Below are 22,911 nucleotides of genomic sequence, written 5' to 3'. Positions count from 1 at the left end.
GCGGGGAGTCGTTAACCGAATATGGAACCGGACACCAGAGCATGATCTGCACGCTGATTTCAGGAACGGCGTACGGGATCGGATAGTCATGGAAGGACCCAATATGAAGGTTGTGGACGTACGTTTCGGACACCGTCGTCCTGCCGATCGTGTCATCGGCTTCGACGATCCTCGTCCGGCATTGTCGTGGCGTATAGAGGACATGGCGGATGAATGGCGTCAGGCCGCCGCGCGGATCGAGGTGACCATGGGCGGGACTCCGACTGTGCATGACGTCGCCGTCGCCGACGGGATGTTCCTTCCCTGGCCGGCCGCGCCGCTTTCCTCATACGATTCGGCCACGGTCCGTGTCAGCGTCGCTGGCGCGGACGGCGTATGGTCGGACTGGTCGACGCCGACCACCGTGGAATGCGGACTGCTCGATAAGACGAACTGGAACGCCCGGCCGATCACCCCGGAACCGTTCGTTGGACGTGAGGATCCGGCACCGGTGCTGACCAGACGATTCACCGTGGGGGAGGAGGCGGCGAATGCCCGACTGGCGATCACCGCCGGAGGCATCTTCATCGCCTACCTCGATGGGCGACGCATCGGACATGACGAACTGACACCGGGGTGGACGGAATACGGCAAGCGCATCCTCTCGCTCACCTACGACGTGACCGATATGCTGACGCCGGGCGACCACGAGCTCGCCGTCATCCTCGGCAACGGCTGGTGGCGTGGCAACCTCACCTGGGCCATGCGCACCAACGTGTACGGGGAGGATCTGTGGCTGCTTGCCGACCTGCGCTGGACGGATAACACCGGCGACCAATCCATTGGCACCGGCGACTCATGGTCGTGGCGGGCATCCAATATTCTCGCCAACGACCTGTATCAGGGGCAGGCCGCGGACACGCGAATGCCGCTGCTTGGAACCATCGGCGACGATCCGGAAATCCATGCAGTCCGTACCATCGCCATGCCGGACGCAGCCATCGTGCCGATGCCCATGCCTCCGGCCAGGGTGGTCGACGAACTGGCCGCACGAGACATCATCACCACCCCGTCCGGCAGAACCGTCATCGACTTCGGGCAGAACGCGACCGGATGGGTACGCCTGACCGTACGTGGCGGCCGGGCCGGCGACACCGTCACCCTGCGCCACGCCGAGGTCATGGAGCACGGCGAACTTGGCGTGCGTCCCCTGCGCAACGCGAAGGCCACCGACACGTTCATTCTCAACGGCGTGGCGGAACAGCAGCTGGAGCCGATGCTCACCCAACACGGGTTCCGCTACGTCGAGGTCGACGGTGTGCCCGGCCTGCGTCCCGAGGACATCGCATTGCGTGTGGTGTCCGCCGACATGGATCGGCTCGCATGGTTCGACTGCTCCGACGAACAGGTCAACCGGCTGTTCCTCAACGCGGTGTGGAGCACGATCGACAACTTCATCACGATTCCCACCGACTGCCCGCAGCGCGACGAACGACTCGGCTGGACCGGTGACATCGCCGTATACGCCCCGACCGCTGTCAGACTTCTGGACTCCGCGGCGTTCCTCGCGTCCTGGATGGTCGACGTGGACTCCGATCGCGGCAGTGACGGTGGCATCCCCGTCGTCGTGCCCCAGGTGCTCGACGGACCGCAGCTGACCTGCGGCTGGGGCGACGCCGCCGTACTCGTCCCGTGGGCGATCTATGAGGCCACCGGGGACACGGGCGTGCTCGCCGACAACCTCGCCATGATGGATGCGTTCGTGGACGGCGTGGACCGGCTCACCGGCGGTACGCACATCTGGGCTGGAGGCTTCCAGTTCGGCGACTGGCTCGATCCCACCGCCCCGCCGGACAACCCAGGGGGTTCGAAGGCCGACTCGGACGTGGTCGCCACCGCGTACTTCGCCCACTCCACTCGGCTCGTCGCTCGCGCGCACGCCGCGTTGAACGACGCCGAGGGCGCCGCACGCTACGAGGAACTCGCCGACAAGATCGCGCAGGCGTTCCGCGATGAATACGTGACCGTGGGCGGTCGCGTGCTCTCCGACTGCGCCAGTGTGTACGCCATGGCGATCGCATGGGATCTGCTCGAACCCGGACGCCAGTTCGACGGTGCGGCGAACCGATTCGCCGATATCGTACGTACCACCGGCTTCCGCGTATCCACCGGCTTCCTCGGCACTCCGCTCGTCTGCCCGGCACTGGCCAAGGCCGGACACATGGACCTGGCCATGCGACTGCTGCTCGAGCGCGGCTTCCCCAGCTGGCTGTACCCGGTGACGATGGGTGCCACCACGGTCTGGGAGCGCTGGGACTCGATGCTGCCCAACGGCGACATCAACCCCGGCGAGATGACCTCGTTCAACCACTACGCGCTCGGCGCCATCGCAGGCTGGCTCCTTTCCGGTGTCGCTGGCCTGTCGATCAAGGAACCCGGCTACCGCAGGATCGGCTTCACACCGAACACGACTGGCGCGCTGAGCCACGCCCACGCCAGGCAGACGACCCCGTACGGCGTCATCGATGCCGCGTGGAGAATCAACAACGGACGACTGACCGCATCGCTGACCGTGCCCGTCGGCGTCACCGCCGACGTGACCCTGCCCGACGGCAACGTCCACACGGTTGGTCACGGCAACCACACGTGGGTCGTTGACGTTGACGTCCCGGAACGTCGTATCGCTACGATCCGCGATCTGATCGACGACACTGCGTTGTTCAGCGAACTGCGCGACGTGCTGCACGAGTGCGGCAACCCGATGTATTCGGGAGACAACGCCGACGTCGTATTTGCCGGAAACGCCAAGGCGTATCTCGACGATCCGATCAGTGAACTGCCTACCGTGGCATCCTCACGCGGCTACTGCCCGATGCCTGAGCTCATCGTCACCGCGGTCAATGTGTTCATGACCCGGCACGGTCTGTAGGGCCCATACGATCAGGCGGCCTGCCACGCGGTCGGCCGCCTCATGCGATCATCGGCACGACCCGCAAACGACACGTAACGACACATAACGACACTTCCACAATGACAAAGGAGACCATCATGACCACCACCAGCACCGCACAGTTTCCCAACCGATTCCTCTGGGGAACATCCACCGCAGGACACCAGATCGACGGCAGCGACGAGCACGCGGACACCACGTTCCTCGAACACGTGACCCCGAGCGTGTTCAAGGAACCGGCAGGACTCGCCGACAACAGCTGGAACATGTGGGAGACCGACCTCGACCTGATCCGAGACCACGGGCTCAACGCCTACCGGTTCTCCGTGGAATGGTCCCGCATCGAACCCGAACAAGGCATGGTGGACGACACCGCGCTCGACCACTACGACCGACAGGTCGACGCATGCCTCGAACGCGGCATCACCCCGGCGCTCACCCTCAGCCACTTCACCGCCCCCGACTGGTTCGCCAGGCAGGGTAGCTGGTTCAATCCGCAGGCCGCCGACTGGTTCGCCGACGAATGCACCAGGGTCATGGAACGACTCGGCGATCGTGCGGCATTCGCCGTGACCTTCAACGAACCCAACCTGCCCCACATCCTCGCCATGGGAGGACTGCCGCCGGAAGCCATCGAACTGCAGCGCACCTGTCTGGAAGCCGCGACCGCGAAGGCCGGAGTACCGAAATACCGTGCCGGCAACGTGGCGGTTCCCGAGGAATTCGACGAACTGGAAGACGGATTCAAGCGCGCCCACCGCGCCGCCGTCGCCGCGATCCGCGCCGTCGCCCCGTCCGTGCCGGTCGGACTGTCCCTGTCCGTGATGGACGACACCTACGTGACCGAACGCGGCAAGGAACTCTGCCAGCAGAGGCGGGACGCATGCTACGGCACATGGGTCGACGCCGTGCAGGGTGATGACTTCATCGGCGTGCAGAACTACGAACAGCTGGTATTCGGCGACGATGGCATCCTGCCGCCTCCCGAAGGCGAACCCGTCAACGGCATGGGAACCGCGATCCGCCCCGAATCCCTGGCTCACGCGGTGCTGTATGTGCACGAGCTGACCGGCCTGCCGGTCGTGGTCACCGAACACGGTATCTCCACCGATGACGACGCGCTGCGTTGCACGTTCCTCAAGGAATCCCTCAGCCCGCTCATCCATCTGGTCCGTGACGGCGTTCCCGTCAAGGGATACTTCCACTGGACCCTGATGGACAACTTCGAATGGGTCTCCGCCTACGACTCGCGACTCGGCCTGTGCTCCGTGGACCGCGAATCCGGCACCTTCAAGCGAACCCCCAAGCCCAGTTTCTCCGTCTACCAGCGCCTCATCGAAACCACCGTGCTGTGACGGCGAGAAGGTAGCGAGTATGAGCGGGTGTCTGCCTGATCTTTGGGAGATTGGGCAGACACCCGCCCTTTGTTTGTTATTGTCTGGGTGTTTCCGGACACGAGTCTGGGTATTTCCGGACACGGCGGACACGGGTTTGGGTGTTTCCGGACTCGATGGACTCTGATCTGGGTGTTTCCGGACATGGGTCTGGGTATTCCCGGATGATAAGTCTGGGTCGAACCGGTATAGATAACCGGCTCTGGGTATTTCCGTATCACGAAGACCCTGCATTGAGGCTGTTCATGATACGGAAATACCCAGAGCCGATTGTTGGAGTCCGGAAATACCCATAGCGCTAGGAGCGCGTCCCGCGACGAAGTTCTTCTTCGTCCCAACGGTCCTTGACATAGGGATTTCGAACCGACGAGGTGACACTACTCCGATCCCATTGATCGTTGTAGGTGTAGGAGATGCGTTCTGGCGCGAGCTGCCTGACGAGCTGTTGGTAATGATCACGCTCGGAGAGCAGTAGGTCAACGAGATACCCGGGTTCGTCGGGGAAGCTCGTCAATGCGCGCGTATACAGGTTGTGATGCTGGTCAAGGATCAATGCAGGGATCGTATCGAGTCTGAGCAGCTCCTTGAACATAACGAGTCGACCGATACGCCCGTTGCCATCGGAGAACGGATGGGTGGATTCGAACATCCAATGCGCTCTGGCAATGGCATACGGGTCATCCATGAGACTCGCATACAAGTGGAAGACGTGTTCCATGGCGGCGGGCACGTCCTCAGGTAACGCGGTATGGATGCCAACAAGTTGACTGATGACATTGGGAAGGATCTTATAGCCGCCAACGTTCCTGTCGGGGTCGAGTTCCTGACGTGTACCGCGTTTGAGCATGGCATGCATCGTGCAAATCATGTCCCGGTTCACGGGTTCGTCAACGTGGTCAAGCATCCAGTCGAATACACGAAAGTGGTTAGTCGTCTCGATGACATCGTCCGCCTTGATCTCATTGTTCGCGTCAGATGGCAGCAATGCACCCGTATCGAAAAGTTGCGCGGTCTGTTCGGGTGAGAGCGTGGACCCTTCCATGTGATTCGAGTTGTATGAGAACAGGATCTGCGTGGTGGCGTAGAGGCCCCCGTCAACACGTTGTTCGCGTTCACGCTGTAGCCAAGTGACGAGCCTGACAGGTTCCGGCATACGACTTTCCTCCTTTGCATGCACATTCTATCCATGCGCCATAGCCATCAGTCTCGATGGGCATAGTTCCCGTAGTCACCGTCGTCCAACGACCGCAGTCCAGTTGACGACGGGGTGTTCATGATACGGAAATACCCAGATCCTGTTTTGGAGTACGGGAAAACCGGAATAATCCGCCGATCACGCCTCCACGCTGCGGTAGCGGGCCTGACCGATGGTGATGTCGAAGGACTTGCCGGCCGGTGCCGTGTACTGCAGTTCGGTGATGCCGTTGCGCTCGCCGGCCACGAAGCGCCAGTCGCGTCCGCCGCCGACGGCGAGATCGAAGTACTTGCGTCCTTCATCGTCAACGCCGATTGTACGTTCCAGATCGAACAGGTCCGCCCAGTGCGCGGAAATCGTTGCCGGATCGGGCACTTCGAAGATCGCACGACGGGTGTTCACCTCGCCGATCGCGTGACGATGCAGCAGACCGCTCTGCTCGTAGCGTTCCAGCTGCGTGGCCTCGTCCGCATTCCAGTCGATCACGAACGGGTAGCGCAGTCCGTGATCGTCACCCTGCAGCCAGAGCAGCTGCCAGCGGATCTCCTCGCCGTTGGCCGTGGTGCGGTTGCCCGGCACGATCTCGCCGAGTTCCACGCCCTTGGACCGCAGCCGTTCAGCGGCCGCCTCGATGCCGTGCACATGCAACGCGGGACGGTAGAAGCCCTCGAACTCGGGCAGGAGCTCGCCCGCCTCGTGGAAGATCTGACCGCGTGTCAGCGTTTCCGCCAACGCCTCGCTACGGCTGTACAGCGTCAGAAACTCGAGGTAGTTGTCGTTGAAGTAGGCGAGCGAGTTCTCGGTGCCGTGCCCCACGTGCTTGCCGCCGTAGCTGGCGGTCAGTCCCTGTTCGGCGAACGCCTGCTCGGCCTGCTTGAGGTCGTTGACGAATTCGACCGTATGATCCCATGTGAATTGCTGTGCCATGATCGTTTACCCCTTTCCTTTCGGATTCCCCTCCGATTCCTTTCGCCGCTTATCCGCGACGATCCTCCGCTACTTCGAGTTCGATCCCAGCGCGGTGGTGCGTTCCACCGCCGCGAGCACGGCCGACTGGATGGCCGCCGCGAACCCGGTCTTGTTGAGCGTGTACGCCTGCGTGATGCCCACGCCGCCAGGGGAGTTGTTGATGTTGAGCAGCACCTGCGGCAATACGTCCTTCTGCTTGAGGAATTCGGTGCCGCCGATCAGCGTGTCGAGTGCGATGGCCTTGGCGATGTCGCGCGGCAGTCCGGCGAGTACGCCGGCGTCCACGTAGGCGTCGATGAAGTGGTACACGATGTTCGGCGGATAGAAGCCGGTGATGATGTCGATCAGACGCTCCTCCACGTACAGCACCTTGCCGAACGTGGTGAGGAACGCGTCCACGTCATCCTTGTTGGCCCCCTCACCCAGTGCGGCTCCGCTGTAGCCGTAGTCGACGGTGGTCAGCGTGTTCGGAATGATACGTACCACACGCCAGTCCGCGCCCAGCACGGCCTGCAGCTTGGCGATGGTATATCCGGCCACGATCGATACGACGACGGTTTTCGCCGGATCGAATCGTTCGGAAATCGACTTGGCCACGCCGGCCACATCGTCCTGCGGGCGCACGGCGATTACCACGATGTCCGCATCCACACGACTGGTTGGCGTGGCGGTTTCGGTGCCGTACGTTCTGGCCAGATAATCACTGCGTTCGGAAGAGATCTCCTCCACGTAGATGTGATCCACCGGGTAGGCGTCGGCCTTGCGGCGCACCGCCTCGATGATCGCGGTGGGCATGTTGCCGCCGCCGATGAAGTACAGTTTGGCTGCCAAAATCGGTCCCCTTACGCTTGCGGATGCCACACCCCGATAGTTTCAACGGTGATATCGAAGATCGACCGGATGCGGCAGTTCGAACATGTTGTGTCATTCCCTTCATACCCGAATGCGCGTCGATCCGACAGCATTTTCTGCGATCTGCCATATAAGCGTTTTCGATAGGGTCTGCAAAACCTATGGAAAACGTTCGCATCGATGAATGGCTATAAGAAAAGCCTGTAATCAACACGCCTTTCACGGCTTGCGCTGAAACATCAAGTGCGCTTTTCTTAAAACCATCCAATCGACCGGGAGCTGCAGACCTCGGATCGGAACGGATATTCTCTCGTTTCCAACACTCATGCCGTGGGCGGTTCGTCACGGCATGCCATCCCAAGAGAAGGACAACCATCATGACCGATCGTCGCGCAGTCTTCCATGACATCGTCAAGGGCACCGCAACCGTACCGTATCTGACCGCCGCCTGGCAGCATCTCGTCGGCCACGAGTACGGTGCCGAGGAGTTCGCCGCAGCCTACGTGGACTTCGTCAAGACCTGGGATTGGGACTGGGTGAAGATCAATCCTCGTGCCGTCTACTATTCCGAAGCGTGGGGCTCCACGTACGATCGGGACCGCTACGACGGGTTCGTCCTGCCGAAGAAGCTCACCAACGGCATCGACGTTCCGGACGACATCGACAAGGTGACCCGACTGGACGTGCATGAAAGCGCTCCGTTCGCTGAGCACATCAAGGGTGCGACGCTGATCCGCGAACAGCTGCAGGATCGTGCCGTGCTGCAGACCGTGTTCTCGCCGCTGTCCGCCCTGCTGCAGATCGCCGACCTACCGCTCTACCCGGGCGATGAGTACGCCACGCCGAACACCACGGTCAAGGAGCTGATCCTCGACCAGCCCGAACGCGCCAAGAAGGCCCTGAACAACATCGCCCTGACACTCGCCGACTACGCGACCGCGCTCGTCACACCGGCCGATCAGGGAGGCGCCGGCGTGGACGGCGTGTTCTACGCGGTCACCGGCACCGTGAGCGAAGGCTACTTCAGCAAGGCACAGTACGAGGAGTTCTCCAAGCCGTACGACCGGATCGTGATCGACGCCATCCGCAAGGCCAATCCCGACGCGGCCATCCTGCTGCACACCTGCCGCGCCGAATCCCACCCCGACTGGTTCGACGATCTCGGTGTGGACCTGATCCACTGGGATCAGTATCTGCCCGGCAACCCGAAGATCGACGCCGACCTCAAGGCCGTGCCAGTTGGCGGCGCCAACGTGCTGCTGTTCAACGTGGACGGCGATCCCGAGGCCGTGGAACGTGAGCTTGACGAAACCATCGCACTGCGCGACGGCAAGCCGTTCCTGCTCGCCCCCAGCTGCACGGTGTTCACGCCGGCGGGGGAGGATGCGCTCAAGACGCTCGCGGCCCATCGTGCCGTCTGAGTCTGTCGTGCCATTTGAGTGCGCTACACCGTCTGACCCGATCGGCCATCCGCCGCGCTCATCCAAAACTCGTCACTCGTCAACATCATTCGTCAACACTGTTCAGGAGAGGAAGAATCATGAACATCTGGAAGAAAACACTGCGCAACGCGGCCGTGGCCGCCACCGTGGCCGCCACCCTGCTGGGCGTTTCCGCCTGCGGTCTGGGTGGCGACGCCGCATCGTCCTCGTCGTCCACCGACTCCGACACTGTCAACATCGGCGTGATCTATCCGAAGACCGGACAGTACGCCGAATACGGCAAGCTGTTCCAGCAGGGCTTTGATTTGGCCGTCGAGAAGGTGAACAAGGACGGTGGCATCAAGGGCAAGAAGCTCGGCCTGAAGTACTACGACACCCAGTCCGATGCCAAGCAGGACGCCGCCGTGGCACCCAAGCTCGTGTCCGACAAGTCCATCATCGCCGTGGTCGGCGACTACACGTCCCCGGCCTCGTCCGCCGCCAGCCCGATCTTCCAGCAGGCCGGACTGGTCCACTACGGATTCAACAACTCCGCACCCACGTTCACCAACACCGGCGATCACGTGTGGACGCCGCAGATCGGCCAGGACATCTACCAGAAGGCGAACGCCGACATCGTGGCGAAGACGGCCAAGAAGATCTCCGTGGTCTACATCGAGAACGACTGGGGCAAGCAGGCCTACCAGTACTTCAAGGAGGAGGCCGAGAAGAACGGCACCGAGATCGCCTACGAATCCTCCTACCTGCCCGACTCCACTGATCTGTCCCCGATCCTGATCCCCGCGCGTGACGCCAACCCCGACGCCGTGGTCAACATCGGCTACGGTCCCGACGGTGCCCTGGTGGTCAACACCCTGCGCGACAAGCTCGGCTACACCGGTCCGTTCTTCGGCGGACAGGAGACCTCCGAGTTCCTCGACAACGCCGGCAAGAACGCCGAAGGCACCATCATCACCGGCAGCTTCTCCGCCACCGGCACCAAGGATGAGAAGGCCCAGCAGTTCGTCAAGGACTTCAACGCCAAGTACGGCAACAACCCGGGCAACTTCGAAGTCACCGCCTACCAGGCGATCATCGATCTCGCCTACGCGGCCAACAAGACCGAACCCACCCGCGAAGGCATCCAGAAGGCCCTGCAGACCGTGACCGACTTCCCGCTCTATCAGGGCAACGGCGGCACGTTCAAGTTCAACACGCAGACCCGTCGCGCCGACAACATCGATCCGATCCTGCTGATCGTCAAGGATGGCAAGTTCGTCCAGTACGACGGCGAGTGACCGAGTAGTCGAATAGTCGGGTAGCTGTGTAGTCGGGTATCCGGGTAGTCGAATAGTCAAGTGACCGTCTGCCCGACGCTCAACATCCATAACCACATGACGTGGCGGCTCCCCTCAGCCGGATATCCGGATCGGGAGCCGCCACGTTCCATCCCATTCCTCCTCACGCACAATACGCACAATCCCGTCACTCCAACCATCCCCTACGAGGATTGAAATCACATGTTTGATACCATATTCGCCGGCCTGATCCACGGCAGCGCGTACGCGCTCGTGGCGGTCGGCATGTCGCTGATCTTCGGCGTCACCAACGTCGCCAACTTCGCCCAGGGCTCCATCGTGGCGGTCGGCATGATGACCGCATGGTGGCTCGGCACCTCCCTCGGCTGGGGGATCGTTCCCACCGCCATCGCGGTGATCGTGGTCACCGGCCTGCTCGGCCTGATCATGAACGCGCTGGTCATCACCCCGCTTGAAGGTCGCAAGCCCATCGCCGCGCTGCTCGCCACCATCGGCGTCGGCCAGATCCTCGACAACGGCCTGCAGATCATCTTCGGCACACAGACCCGACGCTTCCCCGAACTGCTGCCCACCTACAATCTGCAACTCGCCGGCGTGCGATTCGGCACGTCGGACGTGGTCATGATCATCTTCGCCATCCTGTCCATGCTCGGTCTGTGGGCGTTTCTCAAATACGGCAAGGCAGGTCAGGCCATCCGCGCCACCTCGCAGGATCCGCAGGCCGCCAGCCAGATGGGCATCCCCGTCAAGGCCATCCGCAACCTCTCCTTCGTCATCGGTGCCGTGCTCGCCGGCGTCTCCGGCATCTTCGTCGGCCTGTTCAACACCAACATCAACCCGATGAACGGCGGCACGATCGGCATGACCGCCTTCGTGGCGGCCACCATCGGCGGTCTCGGCTCCATCCCCGGTGCCGTGGTCGGCGGTCTGGCCCTTGGTCTCATCGAATCCGTGGGCATCTCGTTCCTCGGCGACGGTGCACACGATCTCATCACCTTCGGCGCGTTGCTCATCATCCTCATCATCCGTCCGCAGGGACTGCTCGGCGGCGACGATGTGAAATCCGAACCGCTGACCGGCACGTTCCTCGGCGGTGGCCGACCCATCACCCTACCGTGGTGGGGCAATCTCGGCCTCGCCATCCTCGCGCTCGCCACGCCGTTCTTCTTCTCCGACTACCTGTCGGGCGTCGGCACGCAGATCGCCATCTACTCGATCGCCGCCGTGGGTCTGACGCTGATCTCCGGATCCGCAGGCCAGACCATTCTCGGCATGGCCGGGCCGTTCGCCGTGGGCGCGTACGCGTCGGCCATTCTCTCCACCCGTCTCGACTGGCCGTTCCTCGCCGCGTTCCTGGTCGCCGGGGTGATCGCCGCCATCGCCGCAAGCATCCTTACCTTCCCCGTGTGGAAGCTGTCCGGCCATTACGTGGCCATCGCCACCATCGGCGTGGGTGCGGTCATGGTCGCCATCATCCGCATCTGGGAGCCGCTGACCAAGGGCTCGCTCGGCATTCAGGGCATTCCGTTCCCCAAGATATTCGGGCAGTCCCTGTACACGCAGCAGATGCAATACCTGCTTGACGTGATCGTGCTGCTGCTGACCCTCGTCATCGTCAGTCGCATCCGTTCCTCGCACCTCGGCCGCGTATTCGAGGCCGTAGGCTCCGATCAGGAGGCATCCGAGGCGCTGAGCATCCGCACCGGTGCCTACAAGGCGCTCGCTTACGCGTTGGCCGCATTCTTCGCCGGACTCGCCGGATCGCTACTCGCCCACCAGTACACGTACATCGATCCGACCATCTTCAACTCGAACATGTCGATCCTGATCCTGACGATCATCGTGCTCGGCGGCATGAACTCGCCGCTCGGTGCCGTACTCGGCTCGATCGTGCTCATCGGCGGTCCAGAACTGCTGCGTGTGGCGTCCGACGCCCGCGTGCTGCTCTACGGTGTGCTGCTGGTCGTCATCATTCTGTTCCGTCCGCAGGGACTTTTCGCGCGCAAGGTTTGAGAGGCTAGATCATGACTTCGGTACACGATTCCGCAATTGACTCCGTTTCCGTCGTCCCGGACGGGCATGACGTTCCCGATGTGGTGATGAGCCCCGAGGAGCATCGCCGCAAGGTGCTCGAGGCTCCCGTGGTGCTGCGCGTGCGCGAGCTTGACAAGTCGTTCCGCGGCCTGCACGCCGTGAACAAGGTGTCGTTCGACCTGCACAAGGGCGAGGTGATCTCGATCATCGGCCCGAACGGATCGGGCAAGTCCACCACGATCAATCTGATCTCCGGATTCATCACACCCGACTCGGGCATCATCGACATCGATGACGATCCCGTGGCCGGGCTGCCCGCCACCGAGGTGTCCGAACGCGGCTTGTCGCGCACGTTCCAGAACGGTCGAGTGTTCGGCGGACTGACGGTGGATGAGAACATCAACCTTGGCTACCACAAGAAACTGCAGGCGCAGCGTCCGTTCAAGAACCTGCAGAAGTATCCGATCGTCCGCTGGATCCCGTTGCTTGCGGAGACCGGCGTGGCCCTGATTCACGGGCCGAAAACCGTCCGCGAGATCAAGGAGGTCGACGTGCGCGTCGGCCGCGAGATCGATCGGTTCCGCGAGCGCCTCGGTGATCGTCGCAACGATCTGACCTACACGCTGTCGTATGCGAACCGTCGTCGTACGGAGATCGCCCGCGCGCATATCTCCGAGCCGAAACTGCTGCTGCTGGATGAGCCTACGGCCGGCATGAACCAGTCGGAGACCGCGGAGGTGCTTGAGCAGCTGCAGCATCTCAAGGCGCAGGGTCATACGATTCTGCTGGTGGAGCACAAGATCGATCTGGTGACCGCACTGTCCGACCGTGTGCTGGCCATGGATGGCGGACGGATCATCGCGCAGGGTTCCCCTGATGAGGTACGTACCAATCCGCAGGTGGTCGAGGCGTATCTGGGCAAGCGCAAGGAGACGAATCAGACGCGCAGCCATGGTCAGGTGAACGTGCTCGCCATGCAGAACGCCATCGAACATGACGGCGTCGCCACAGTGAACGAACCGGAATCGTCTGGCGGTGCGGAATCGTCCGCGGCTGCCGATCCGTTTTCCGGCACGGAGACGCTGCTGTCGTTGGACAACATCAACGTGTTCTACGGGCAGGTGCATGCGTTGCAGGATGTGTCGATCACCATTCCCAAGGGTGCGATCGTCTCCCTGCTGGGTGGCAATGCGTCCGGCAAGTCCACCACCATGAAGACGATTCTTGGCATCAATCATCCGAAGAGCGGCACGATTCATTACGAGGGCGCTGACATCACGCATGAATCCACTCGTCGTCGTGTGGCGTCGGGCATCGCGTCCGTGCCGGAGGCGCGTCGCGTGTTCCCGCAGATGACCGTGCAGGAGAATCTGCTGTCCGGCGCGTACACGCGTACCGACAAGGCGGGTATCGCTGAGGATCTGGATTCCATGTACGAGCGGTTCCCGCGTCTGAAGGAGCGTCGCGGTCAGCAGGCGGGTACGATGTCCGGCGGCGAGCAGCAGATGCTGGCGTTCGCCCGCGCGCTGATGAGTCGACCGAAGATCATCTGCATGGATGAGCCGACCATGGGTCTGTCGCCCAAATTGGTGGAGGATGTGCTTGAGCAGATCGCGCGGTTGCGTGACGAGCTCGACTTGTCCGTGCTGATGGTTGAGCAGCAGGCCGAACTGGCGCTCACGATTGCCGATTACGGGTACGTGTTGCAGAATGGTCGTATTCGACTGCATGGCAAGGCGTCCGATCTGCTCGGTAATCCGCAGGTGCAGGAGGCCTATCTCGGCGGAGCCAAGAGCTAGGGGATCAGCGGATTCTGCGGACGGTCAGGCGGTCCGAATGCGGTGATCCGGACCGGATACGGTCCTGCAGTCCGACCGGATTCGGTTCTGATGGTGGTCCAAACGTAACAGTGCGAACGATGGTATCGTGTTCGCGCCGCCGCGTTTGGACCACTGTTGGTATGTGGCATTGCGATGTATTGCGATCGTTTGCGGAATCGGATTCGTTGGCCGGGCATTCAGAACGTCAGACGCATCTGATGCCACGGAACGCCGCCATGCGTGGACGAGGACAGCCCCTCATCCACGAAACCCAGACGCGCATAGAACGCGATCTTCCCGGTCTTGCACGTCAGCACCATCCCGCGACGTCCCTGGGCACGAGCCTCGTCGGCGGCGTGACGGATCACACGGGATGCGCAGCCACGACGTCGATACGCGGGGATCGTGTTCACACCGAAGATCATCTGCCATGCGCCATGATCGTCATGCAACGACGCATCCGCGTACATGCCGTCGGCAAGATCGGGTGTATCGGTCGTCATGCCGTTCACAAAACTCACCAGTCGGCCGTCCGCGGAATCCGCGCCGATATTCCCGTCGACGGTACCGTTACGGTCAAACAACAGCCAGAAATGATCGGGATATACCGCAAGACGATCGCGGAGATCCTCACGGGTGGCAGCCTCCGCGGGTGGAAAGCATTCCGCCTCCACGCCGGCCAGCGCATCCAGGTCGGCCATCGTCGCGTGCCGGATGATCATACCGTCGTCGCGTTTCACATCGTTGTTGTGCACAGCGTCGTTGTTCACGTCATTCATGTCATCCGAACCTACGCCGCTCCGCCGACTCACGCCCCCCACCGTTCGCGGCGCCCAATCGCACGCTTCATCATCCGCCTCCATTGGCGTGTTCGATACACGACGACATCCCCATCAGTTTTTTCTATACCCCGCTATCAAGCCCCCAACGCGCATGGCAGCACGACCACCCGTGCAACGGCATATAAATTTTCCCGAATATGACACGGTTGAAAGCCGCGCGCACATGCGCTTATGTAGAAATCACAACACTTTCCCGCACACCAGCGGACACGACGAAACGAACGACACCAGCACGGTGCCAACCGATCAGGCACCGCACCGACGAAGGGAGCGAACAATGGCACGATTCAGGACCCAGCTCGTACACGGAGTCACCGTCGACGACAACAACACCGGTGCGGTCAACCCGCCGATCTACAACTCGTCCACCTACACGTTCTCCTCCGTGGAGGACACTCCGCGCTGGGACTACGCGCGATCCGGCAACCCCACCCGTGAATTCCTCGAACGGCAGATCGCCCAGCTCGAACATGGCTGTCAAGGCTTCGCATTCTCCTCCGGACTGGCCGCCATCCACGCGGCGCTCGCCATCTTCAAGCCCGGCGATCACATCATCGTCGGCGACAATATCTACGGCGGCACCTACTCGCTCGTCAACGAACACTTCAACCGCTGGGGCCTGAAATTCCACCCGGTCGACACCACCGATCTCAACGCCGTGACCGCCGTGTTCGACCAGATCGAAGCCGCCGGCGACCACGTCGAGGCGATCTATTTCGAAACGCTCACCAACCCGCTGCTCAAGGTCAACGACACCGCCGCGCTCGCCGAACTGGCACAGCGTCACGGCGCGCTCTCCATCGTGGACAACACGTTCCTCACCCCGTACCTGCAGCGTCCGCTCGATCTCGGCGTGGACATCGTGCTGCATTCGGCCACCAAGTACCTCGCCGGCCACTCCGATGTGAACGCCGGACTTGCCGTTGCACGCACCCGCGACGTCGCCGAGCGCCTCTACTACTCGCTCAACCGCATCGGCGGCATCCTCGCCCCCACGGAATGCGATTCGGTGCGTCGCGGCATCCAGACGCTGGCGCTGCGCATGGACCGTCAGCAGGAGAACACGCTGGCCATCGCCCGATTCCTGCAGAACCACCCGGCCGTCGCCACCGTGCACTACCCGGGACTGGCCGACTCGCCGTACTACCATCTGGCGGTGCGCGAGCTCCACGGCTGCGGTGGCGTGCTCTCGTTCGAGGTGAAGAAGGGCGTGAATCCGGCCGACGTGCTCAACAACCTGCACGTGTTCCGACTGGCCGTCAGCCTGGGCGCGGTGGAAAGCCTCGCGGAGTTCCCCGCACGCATGACCCACTTCGAAGTGCCGCGCGAAGAGCGTCTCAAGCTCGGCATCAGCGATGAGCTGATCCGTCTGGCCGTGGGCATCGAGGACGAATACGACCTCGTGGAGGATCTGCGTCAGGCGCTGGATCTCGCCGAGCGCAACGCCGTGCGCACCACGGAACGCAACCGCATCGCCGTGGACGCCGACTCGTTCCAGAAGGCGTTCGGACAGGACGGTCTGGAATCCGATGGCGTGCCGTCGGCGGCACGAAACGAGTCGGCTGCAACGGATGCCAACGTGTCGGCGGCGCAGTACTGATTCAACCAGTACGTGATACGCGCGATACACGCAATGCGAAGGGACACAAAGGGGGTGGCATCGATACTAACCGATGCCACCCCCTTCGTATTACTGGTATTACGTCACGCTGCTGTCAGCTCGCGTTGCTGTCAGCCATGCCTCACGCTCACGACTCGGCCACGGCCTGCATGGCCACCGCGGCGATGTAGTTGACGGGCTGGCTGAAGTTCGGCTGGAACAGCAGATCCACATTGGCCAGCTGATCGATCGTGAACCCGGCCTGAATGGCGATCGACACTGCGTTGGCTGCCTGCGCCACATCCGCCTGGCGGGACAGGAACTGCGCGCCCTTGATCACACGCGTTTCCGGATCCCACGTCAGCGTGCACGTCACCGGCGTGGTGGTGAGCATGAAGTCGGGGCGGAAGTCCTGCGTCAGCGTGGTGGACCGCGTGGTCACGCCACGCGCCTCGGCACCGCCCTGCGTCAGGCCGGTGGCGGCCATCGACAGATCGTACAGCTGCACCGCGCTCGTGGCCTGCGTGCCCATGTACTTCTGCGTCGGCTCCACAATGTTCGCGCCCACCAGCAGCGCCTGACGCACCGCGTTCGTGGCCAGCGGAATGTAATCGTACGTGCCGGTCGGATTGTAGAACACCGTGGCGGAGTCACCGGCCGCGAACACATCCTGCGACGGCTCTGATTCGCCGCTGATCGTCGCTCGCATGTACTCGTCGGTGGTGATCGCGCCATTCGGCAGCATGTCCAGCTGTCCGTCAAACAGGTTGGTGCGCGGCAGGAACCCGGCACCCATGATCGCGCAGTCCACCGTGAACTCGCCTTCACTGGTCATCACGGTCACGCCATTGCCGTCCGCGCCAAGACGGAACTCGGTGACCATATGACCCAGCGCGAGCGTCACGCCATGATCGGTGAACGCCTGCTCCACCACATCGCTGATCGGCTTGTCGAAGTTCTTCGCGAGCACACGATCCAGTCCGTCGATCAGCACCGTCTTCACGCCGATCTCACTGAACTGCTCGGCCAGCTCCGCGCCGATGTATCCGGCACCGATCACGGCCACGGACTTCGCGTTGCGTGCCATCTCCTTGATCGCCAGACCATGGCCCCAGTTCTTGCACAGCTTCACGCGGCCATCCTCCAGACCTTCGGCAAGGCCCGGGATCGGCGGAATGACCGGCTTGGATCCGGTGGTGACGACCAGCTTGTCGAACGCGAGCGTGGTCTGCTCGTCGGTTTCGAGATCCTTCGCCAGCAGCGTGCGGCCCTTCACATCCACATTGAGCACGTCGTGGCGCATGTGCATGCGCGCACCGAGCTTGCCCAGCGCCTCGGGGGAGGAGTAGAACATGCGCTGGGGGTCGGAGACGTGATCGCCCACCCACAGCGCGATGCCGCAGGACAGGAACGACAGCGTGTCGTTGCGTTCGTAGACGTGCACAGTCCAGTCGGGATGCGCCTGCAGGATCGACTGCGCGGCGAAGGTTCCGGCATGGGTGCAACCGACGATGGCTACCGTGGTCATGGCAAAACTCCTATGTTTTGTTGTGTGTGTACCAGAGACCACTATACGGGGGAATCGGGGATGCGCCGCGCGTGAAACGCCGTCGTTATGTTGCGTGCCTGCGTGCGCGCGTGCCCTATTCGGCCAGGAACTCGGCCACCACGGCGGCGTCCGCGTAGCCCTGACGGTACATGCGGTTGAGTCCCTCGTAGCTCTTGTGCAGCGTCGACAGGCCGAACAGATCGGTCGGTGCCAGGATCAGTACACGACCCTCGGCCTCGTAACGCTTGGCCAGCGCCACCTCCTCGTTGTACAGCGCATACCGGTTGAGCAGCCGTTCGGCCGACGCCGGGTAGGTGCGCTTGAGAATGGCGGCCGGTCCCTTGTCCTTGCGTTGTTCGCGCAGCACGTCCTTGGGACGGGTGAGCACCACCACCAGCTTGTCGCAACCGTCGTCGAACGCTTTCTGCACCGGAATGGGATCGGCTATGCCGCCGTCGAAGTAGGCCACGTCATCCACCACATACGGTTCGCACGCCACCGGTACCGCGCTCGACGCCTTGCAGATGTCATAGTCGTCCTGACGGAAACGGCTCTTGGGGAAGTAATGCGGTTCACCCGTCTCCGCCTCGCACGCCACCACCTGAAAATCCATCGGATTGTCGTGCGCGGTCTGATAGTCGAACGGATCCTCGCCGCCATGATTCGACAACGTGCCATACACGTAGTCGAGATCCACGAAATTGCGATCCTTCATGAAGTTGTACGTGCTGGCGTATTCGCGGCGGAACGCGTAGGTCGTGTAGAAGCGGTAGCAGCGGTTCTTCTGCTTGGAGAGCAGACAGGACAGATTCGCACTGCCCGCGGATACGCCGATCGCGGCGTCGAGATGAACGTCGTCCTCCAGCAGACGATCGACCACGCCAGCGCCGTAGATCGCTCGGAATCCGCCCCCGACATCGATGATTCCCGTTTTCATATGTGCCTCCCCATGGCTACGCCAGGACCTTTGTATTACGAGTTCCTTTTCGTTAAGAGTTCATTGTAGGCGCGAAGGGCGTCCTTATGGTTGCCGATACGCGATGGTCGCCGATACGCGCCGGTATGATCATCGGGTCATTCGCCAAGCAGCGAATGCGACAGCGTCATGACCCGCGGATCATGATCGGAGTTCGAGATCGCTACCGTACCCGTGTGCGATTCCTCGGCCAGTGCGCCCAACGATTCGAGAATGACCTCGAGATGGTTCACCGTGCCCGCATTGCCGTCGATGATGGCGGTGTCGTCCGGCAGCAGCTCGCGGAAGTAGTCGCGATAGAACACGAAGTGGGTGCAGCCGAGCACCACGCTGTCGATGCCGGCGAGATCGTAGCGGTCGAAGTAGCCGTGCAACGTGTCCATCACCAGATCGTGGTCGGACAGCTGTCCGGATTCCACGATACGCACCAGATCGGGGCACGGCTGCTTGAAGATCTCATGATCGTCGTTGAACCGGCGGACCAGCCGTTCGAACTTGCGCTCCCTGAGCGTCAGCGGCGTCGCCGCCACGATAATGTGCTGCCGGACGCCATGACCGCGGTCGCAGGCCACCTTGAGGGCCGGTTCCATGCCGATGATCGGAATCGAATACCGTGTGCGCAGATCATTGACCGCCGCCGACGTGGCCGTATTGCACGCCACCACGATGGCCTTGACCCCCTGATCGATGAACCGATCGCAGATGTCGAAGCAGAATCCCTTGATCTGCTCCGGTTCGCGGATGCCGTATGGCGCATGCGCACTGTCCCCGAAATACAGGACGGATTCGTTCGGCAGGTCCTGTCTGATCTGACGGACCACGGACAGTCCGCCAAGTCCGGAATCAAACACTCCGATGGGTGCGTTCGACGTCATGCTCCAACTCCTTTTCCGCTTCGCATGGTTCCGTTCCGCATATTCGTCGTGTGCGTCAGGCCGTGGTACGGATATTCATGCCACAGCCACACCATAGCGTAGTCCTCCGCGGTCGATTCGTCTGTTCGCTGACATACGCTAGGTGTCCATGAGCATTCCACAGATTGTTTACAAAGGACACGGCACCGGCAATGATTTCGTGATGTATGCCGATCCGGATGGCGAGTACGAGCCGACGGAGGATGAGATCCGGTTCCTGGATGATCGTCATTTCGGTGTGGGCGGCGACGGTCTGCTGCGTCTGACCCACCCCCGATACGTCTCCGATCTGAGTGCGGAGCAGGTGGCCGATCTTGAGGCAGCGGGCGCCGAATGGTTCATGGACTATCGCAACGCGGACGGTTCGCTGGCCGAGATGTGTGGCAACGGCACGCGCGCCACGGCCCTGTTCGCCCAGCGACTGGGCTACATGGATGCCCCCGGCGGCGAGCCGTTGCGGCTGGGAACGCGTGCCGGCGTGAAGGTGCTCACCTCGCTCGGCGAAGTCCCCGGATTGGGCCGCAACGTGTTCCGCATCGACATGGGCGCGTGGAAGGCGGGTGAGTCCCGTGCCTTCGTGGTGACGATTCCCGATCATGAGGGTGCCGCCCGGGGCACGTTCGTCGATATGGGCAATCCGCATGTGGTCGCCGTGCTTGAGGATCGGTCCGGTCGCGGTCTTGCCGATGATGCGACCCTGCCCGCCGTGGAGGATCTGGACCTCGCCCGTAAGCCCGTGGTCGATCCCGTTCTCGCCTCCGACCAGAATGCTGAATTCGTGCGCGTGGACGCCATCGACGAGGAATCGGGGACGGGCCGTGCCTTCATGCGCGTCAACGAACGCGGCGTGGGCGAGACGCTGTCCTGCGGTACGGGTCTGTGCGCCACGGCCGTGACGTTGCGTCAGCTCACCGGCATCGGCGATTGGACCATCACCGTGCGTGGCGGCACTTTGCGCGTGGCCGTGGATGATGCGCATGTGGAGCTCACCGGCGATGCCGCGATCGTGGGCAAGGTGGAACTGCTGTAATCACGACCGGCTGCGGCGGCTCGTTCGACGCAACCGGTCGTATGATCAGTCGATCAGGCCGATCGCACCGCGTTCCACGATCTGCGCCACCACGTCGTCGCTGGTGACGTTCTCGCCCACGATGTTCGGCTTGCCCGAGGCTCCGTGCCAATCCGATCCGCCGGTGGTGAGCAGATGCAGGTCGGAAGCCAGACCCAGCAGACGCTGCTGTTGTTCGGGGGAGTTGTCGCGGTGGAACACTTCAAGTCCGTCAAGACCGACCGCCGCGAGATCGGCGATGTTCTGATCGGACAGGATGCGCTTGTTGCGCGATGTGGCCGCCGGATGGGCGATGACGCTCACGCCGCCGGCGTGCTTCACCGCTTCCACCACGCTCTTCGCGCTAGGCGAAACGATCGGCACGTAATACGGTCCGTTTTTGTTGATCGTCTTCGCGAACGCTTCGGAACGATTGGCGAAGAAGCCCATCGCCACCATGGCGTCGGCGATGTGCGGGCGTCCAATGGTGGTATGCTCGCCCTCCTTGACCTGGTTGACGACGTCGTCCCAGGTGATCGGGAAATCAGCGGACAGGTTCTCCACCATTTTCTTCATGCGGCGGATGCGGTTCGTCCGTGTCGTTTCAAACAGATCGCGTAGCACCTCATCGTCGGGGGAGTAGAGGAATCCAAGCATGTGTACGCAAATGCCGTCCATGTCGGCGGTGATTTCGGTGCCGCGCATGAGCGGAACGCCATGCTTGCGGCTGGCGGTGACGGCCTCATCCCATCCGGCCCAGGTATCGTGGTCGGCGATGCCCACGCCATGGAGACCTCGGCGCTTCGCCTCCAGGATCAGGGCTTCCGGGGTTTCCGTGCCGTCGGAGTATACGGTATGGCAGTGCAGGTCCCAACCGGGAGCGGATTCGTTAGCAGTCATATGACTATCGTAAGCTGAGTGCGGCATATACGTGTGCCGTATCGTCGGCAAAGGCATATGCGTGTCGTTTGTGATGGCAAAATACAAGGGGAACCATCGACATGGGTGAGAACGAATATCTTGGCGCGCCTCAGGGACGTCGCCATACGGCCGGATGGACGTATCTGATCATGCTGCTGGCATCCGCGGTGGCGCTCGTCGTTTCGTTCGTGTTGTCGGCGGAGACGTTGCAGCTCGCTCGTGACCCGGGAACCAAGCTCGATTGCGATCTCAACGCGGTGGTCTCCTGCTCCACCGTGGCGCAGAGCTGGCAGGCGGAGATCATCAAATTCAACGGATTGAGTTATCCGAATGCGTTCTTCGGCATCGCCGCCGAGGCGGTGTTCATCACCGTAGCCGTGATCGGTCTGGCACGCGTGATCGTACCGCGCTGGTTCGCCGTGTGCACGTGGCTGGGAGGTCTGGCCGCGTTGGCATATGCGTACTGGCTGTTCACGCAGTCCGTGTTCGTGATCCACGCGCTGTGCCCGTGGTGCCTGATACTCATGTTCTCCACCACGATCCAGTTCATGGCCCTGACGCATGCGAGCGTGGTGGTGCAGGATCTGCCGAGGCTGGATGGACGATTCGGATCGTTGCGTCGTGGCCTCGATACGTACTATCGTCTCAACGCCGATCTCATGGTCGACGTGGTGTGGGTGCTGGCTTTGGTCGCGATCATCGTGGTCAAGGAAGGACCCGCACTGTTCTGACGGTGGTAATGGTTCGGCTCGTGCTCCGATTTCTTGGATGGGAGCGGAGCGGAGAACGAGAAAACGGCTCCCTCGTGATGAGGAGAGCCGTTTTCCGTATGTGGCCGAGTTGCCCTGCTAGTTCAGAGCGCCGAAACCAACCGGATGAGAGGTTTCGGATCCGACGATGGCGTATCCGATGGCGCTGCCGGGGACGACGATGCGACGGCCCTTGGTGTCGGTCAGATCGACCACGGTGCCGTCTGCCACGGCCTTGCTGATCGCGTCGCTGACTTCGTCGGCCGACTTGTCGGTGGCGAAATTGACCGCGCGGGCCACGTTGCGGATGCCGATTTCAACGTCCATGTGATTCCTCCTTGGAATTGTGGATATGCGAACGTTTCGCTACTAGGGGATT

17 protein-coding genes and 1 pseudogene are annotated in these 22,911 nt (G+C 62.1%); 9 read left to right on the top strand and 9 right to left on the bottom strand.

The window, feature by feature from the left end; genetic code table 11:
- The first annotated feature begins 103 nt into the window (after positions 1–103).
- Positions 104–2,908, top strand: coding sequence for an alpha-L-rhamnosidase (locus BTIS_RS09780; RefSeq protein WP_094664984.1), 2,805 nt, complete (start codon positions 104–106; stop codon positions 2,906–2,908).
- A 119-nt stretch (positions 2,909–3,027) separates the two neighbouring features.
- On the top strand, positions 3,028–4,284 hold the full coding sequence (locus tag BTIS_RS09775) for a glycoside hydrolase family 1 protein (protein ID WP_094664982.1): 1,257 nt from the start codon (positions 3,028–3,030) through the stop codon (positions 4,282–4,284).
- Positions 4,285–4,621: 337 nt separating this feature from the next.
- On the opposite strand, the gene BTIS_RS09770 is transcribed toward BTIS_RS09775, so the two are convergent.
- From BTIS_RS09770 to BTIS_RS09760, 3 genes are all read right to left on the bottom strand, one after another.
- Entirely contained in the window at positions 4,622–5,476 is an 855-nt protein-coding gene (locus tag BTIS_RS09770; protein ID WP_094664980.1) for a Fic family protein, read from the bottom strand.
- 180 nt (positions 5,477–5,656) lie between these two features.
- Positions 5,657–6,445 carry a VOC family protein gene (locus BTIS_RS09765; RefSeq protein ID WP_094664978.1) on the bottom strand — a complete coding sequence of 263 codons (789 nt, stop codon included), beginning with the start codon at positions 6,443–6,445 and terminating at the stop codon, positions 5,657–5,659.
- Positions 6,446–6,514: 69 nt separating this feature from the next.
- A complete protein-coding gene (locus BTIS_RS09760; protein WP_094664976.1) occupies positions 6,515–7,318 on the bottom strand; it encodes a pyrroline-5-carboxylate reductase family protein in 804 nt (267 codons plus the stop codon).
- A 398-nt stretch (positions 7,319–7,716) separates the two neighbouring features.
- Between BTIS_RS09760 and BTIS_RS09755 the strand changes: the two genes are divergently transcribed.
- The 4 genes from BTIS_RS09755 to BTIS_RS09740 all read left to right on the top strand — a co-directional run bounded on the left by BTIS_RS09755 (position 7,717) and on the right by BTIS_RS09740 (position 13,912).
- Complete coding sequence (locus BTIS_RS09755) at positions 7,717–8,760, top strand: uroporphyrinogen decarboxylase family protein (protein ID WP_094664974.1); 1,044 nt, start codon at positions 7,717–7,719, stop codon at positions 8,758–8,760.
- A 119-nt stretch (positions 8,761–8,879) separates the two neighbouring features.
- Entirely contained in the window at positions 8,880–10,058 is a 1,179-nt protein-coding gene (locus tag BTIS_RS09750) for an ABC transporter substrate-binding protein (protein ID WP_094664972.1), read from the top strand.
- Between the two features lie 222 nt (positions 10,059–10,280).
- Complete coding sequence (locus BTIS_RS09745; RefSeq protein WP_094664970.1) at positions 10,281–12,092, top strand: ABC transporter permease; 1,812 nt, start codon at positions 10,281–10,283, stop codon at positions 12,090–12,092.
- Between the two features lie 86 nt (positions 12,093–12,178).
- On the top strand, positions 12,179–13,912 hold the full coding sequence (locus tag BTIS_RS09740; RefSeq protein WP_211279452.1) for an ATP-binding cassette domain-containing protein: 1,734 nt from the start codon (positions 12,179–12,181) through the stop codon (positions 13,910–13,912).
- 218 nt (positions 13,913–14,130) lie between these two features.
- Here BTIS_RS09740 and BTIS_RS09735 read toward each other — a convergent pair whose 3' ends face one another.
- Positions 14,131–14,712 carry a GNAT family N-acetyltransferase gene (locus BTIS_RS09735; protein ID WP_245819407.1) on the bottom strand — a complete coding sequence of 194 codons (582 nt, stop codon included), beginning with the start codon at positions 14,710–14,712 and terminating at the stop codon, positions 14,131–14,133.
- Positions 14,713–15,052: 340 nt separating this feature from the next.
- On the opposite strand from BTIS_RS09735, the pseudogene BTIS_RS09730 reads away from it, so the two are divergent.
- Positions 15,053–16,222: pseudogene (locus tag BTIS_RS09730) on the top strand (trans-sulfuration enzyme family protein); the annotation flags it as partial.
- Positions 16,223–16,523: 301 nt separating this feature from the next.
- Here BTIS_RS09730 and BTIS_RS09725 read toward each other — a convergent pair.
- The 3 genes from BTIS_RS09725 to murI form a co-directional block, all read right to left on the bottom strand.
- Complete coding sequence (locus BTIS_RS09725) at positions 16,524–17,903, bottom strand: FAD-dependent oxidoreductase (protein ID WP_094664964.1); 1,380 nt, start codon at positions 17,901–17,903, stop codon at positions 16,524–16,526.
- A 115-nt stretch (positions 17,904–18,018) separates the two neighbouring features.
- Positions 18,019–18,861, bottom strand: coding sequence for a patatin-like phospholipase family protein (locus tag BTIS_RS09720; protein WP_094664962.1), 843 nt, complete (start codon positions 18,859–18,861; stop codon positions 18,019–18,021).
- Between the two features lie 137 nt (positions 18,862–18,998).
- Positions 18,999–19,775, bottom strand: a complete 777-nt coding sequence (gene murI, locus BTIS_RS09715) for a glutamate racemase (RefSeq protein ID WP_094664960.1) — start codon at positions 19,773–19,775, stop codon at positions 18,999–19,001.
- A gap of 148 nt (positions 19,776–19,923) precedes the next feature.
- On the opposite strand from murI, the gene dapF reads away from it, so the two are divergent.
- Positions 19,924–20,844, top strand: a complete 921-nt coding sequence (gene dapF, locus BTIS_RS09710) for a diaminopimelate epimerase (protein WP_094664958.1) — start codon at positions 19,924–19,926, stop codon at positions 20,842–20,844.
- A 45-nt stretch (positions 20,845–20,889) separates the two neighbouring features.
- Here the strand turns inward: dapF and BTIS_RS09705 are convergent, their stop codons facing one another.
- Positions 20,890–21,762 (bottom strand): PHP domain-containing protein, encoded by an 873-nt coding sequence (locus BTIS_RS09705; protein ID WP_094664956.1) that lies wholly within the window; start codon positions 21,760–21,762, stop codon positions 20,890–20,892.
- A 101-nt stretch (positions 21,763–21,863) separates the two neighbouring features.
- Here BTIS_RS09705 and BTIS_RS09700 point away from each other — a divergent pair, with 101 nt between their 5' ends.
- The gene (locus BTIS_RS09700) at positions 21,864–22,514 is read left to right on the top strand and encodes a vitamin K epoxide reductase family protein (protein ID WP_094664954.1); all 651 of its coding nucleotides are present in this window, start codon (positions 21,864–21,866) and stop codon (positions 22,512–22,514) included.
- A gap of 117 nt (positions 22,515–22,631) precedes the next feature.
- On the opposite strand, the gene BTIS_RS09695 is transcribed toward BTIS_RS09700, so the two are convergent.
- Positions 22,632–22,859 carry a DUF3107 domain-containing protein gene (locus tag BTIS_RS09695; protein WP_094664952.1) on the bottom strand — a complete coding sequence of 76 codons (228 nt, stop codon included), beginning with the start codon at positions 22,857–22,859 and terminating at the stop codon, positions 22,632–22,634.
- Positions 22,860–22,911: the final 52 nt, after the last annotated feature.

It is taken from the genome of Bifidobacterium tissieri (genome assembly GCF_002259645.1).
GTDB lineage: Bacteria > Actinomycetota > Actinomycetes > Actinomycetales > Bifidobacteriaceae > Galliscardovia > Galliscardovia tissieri.
The sequence above is the reverse complement of the archived record's forward strand: the minus strand, read 5'-3'. Positions and strand labels throughout refer to the sequence as shown.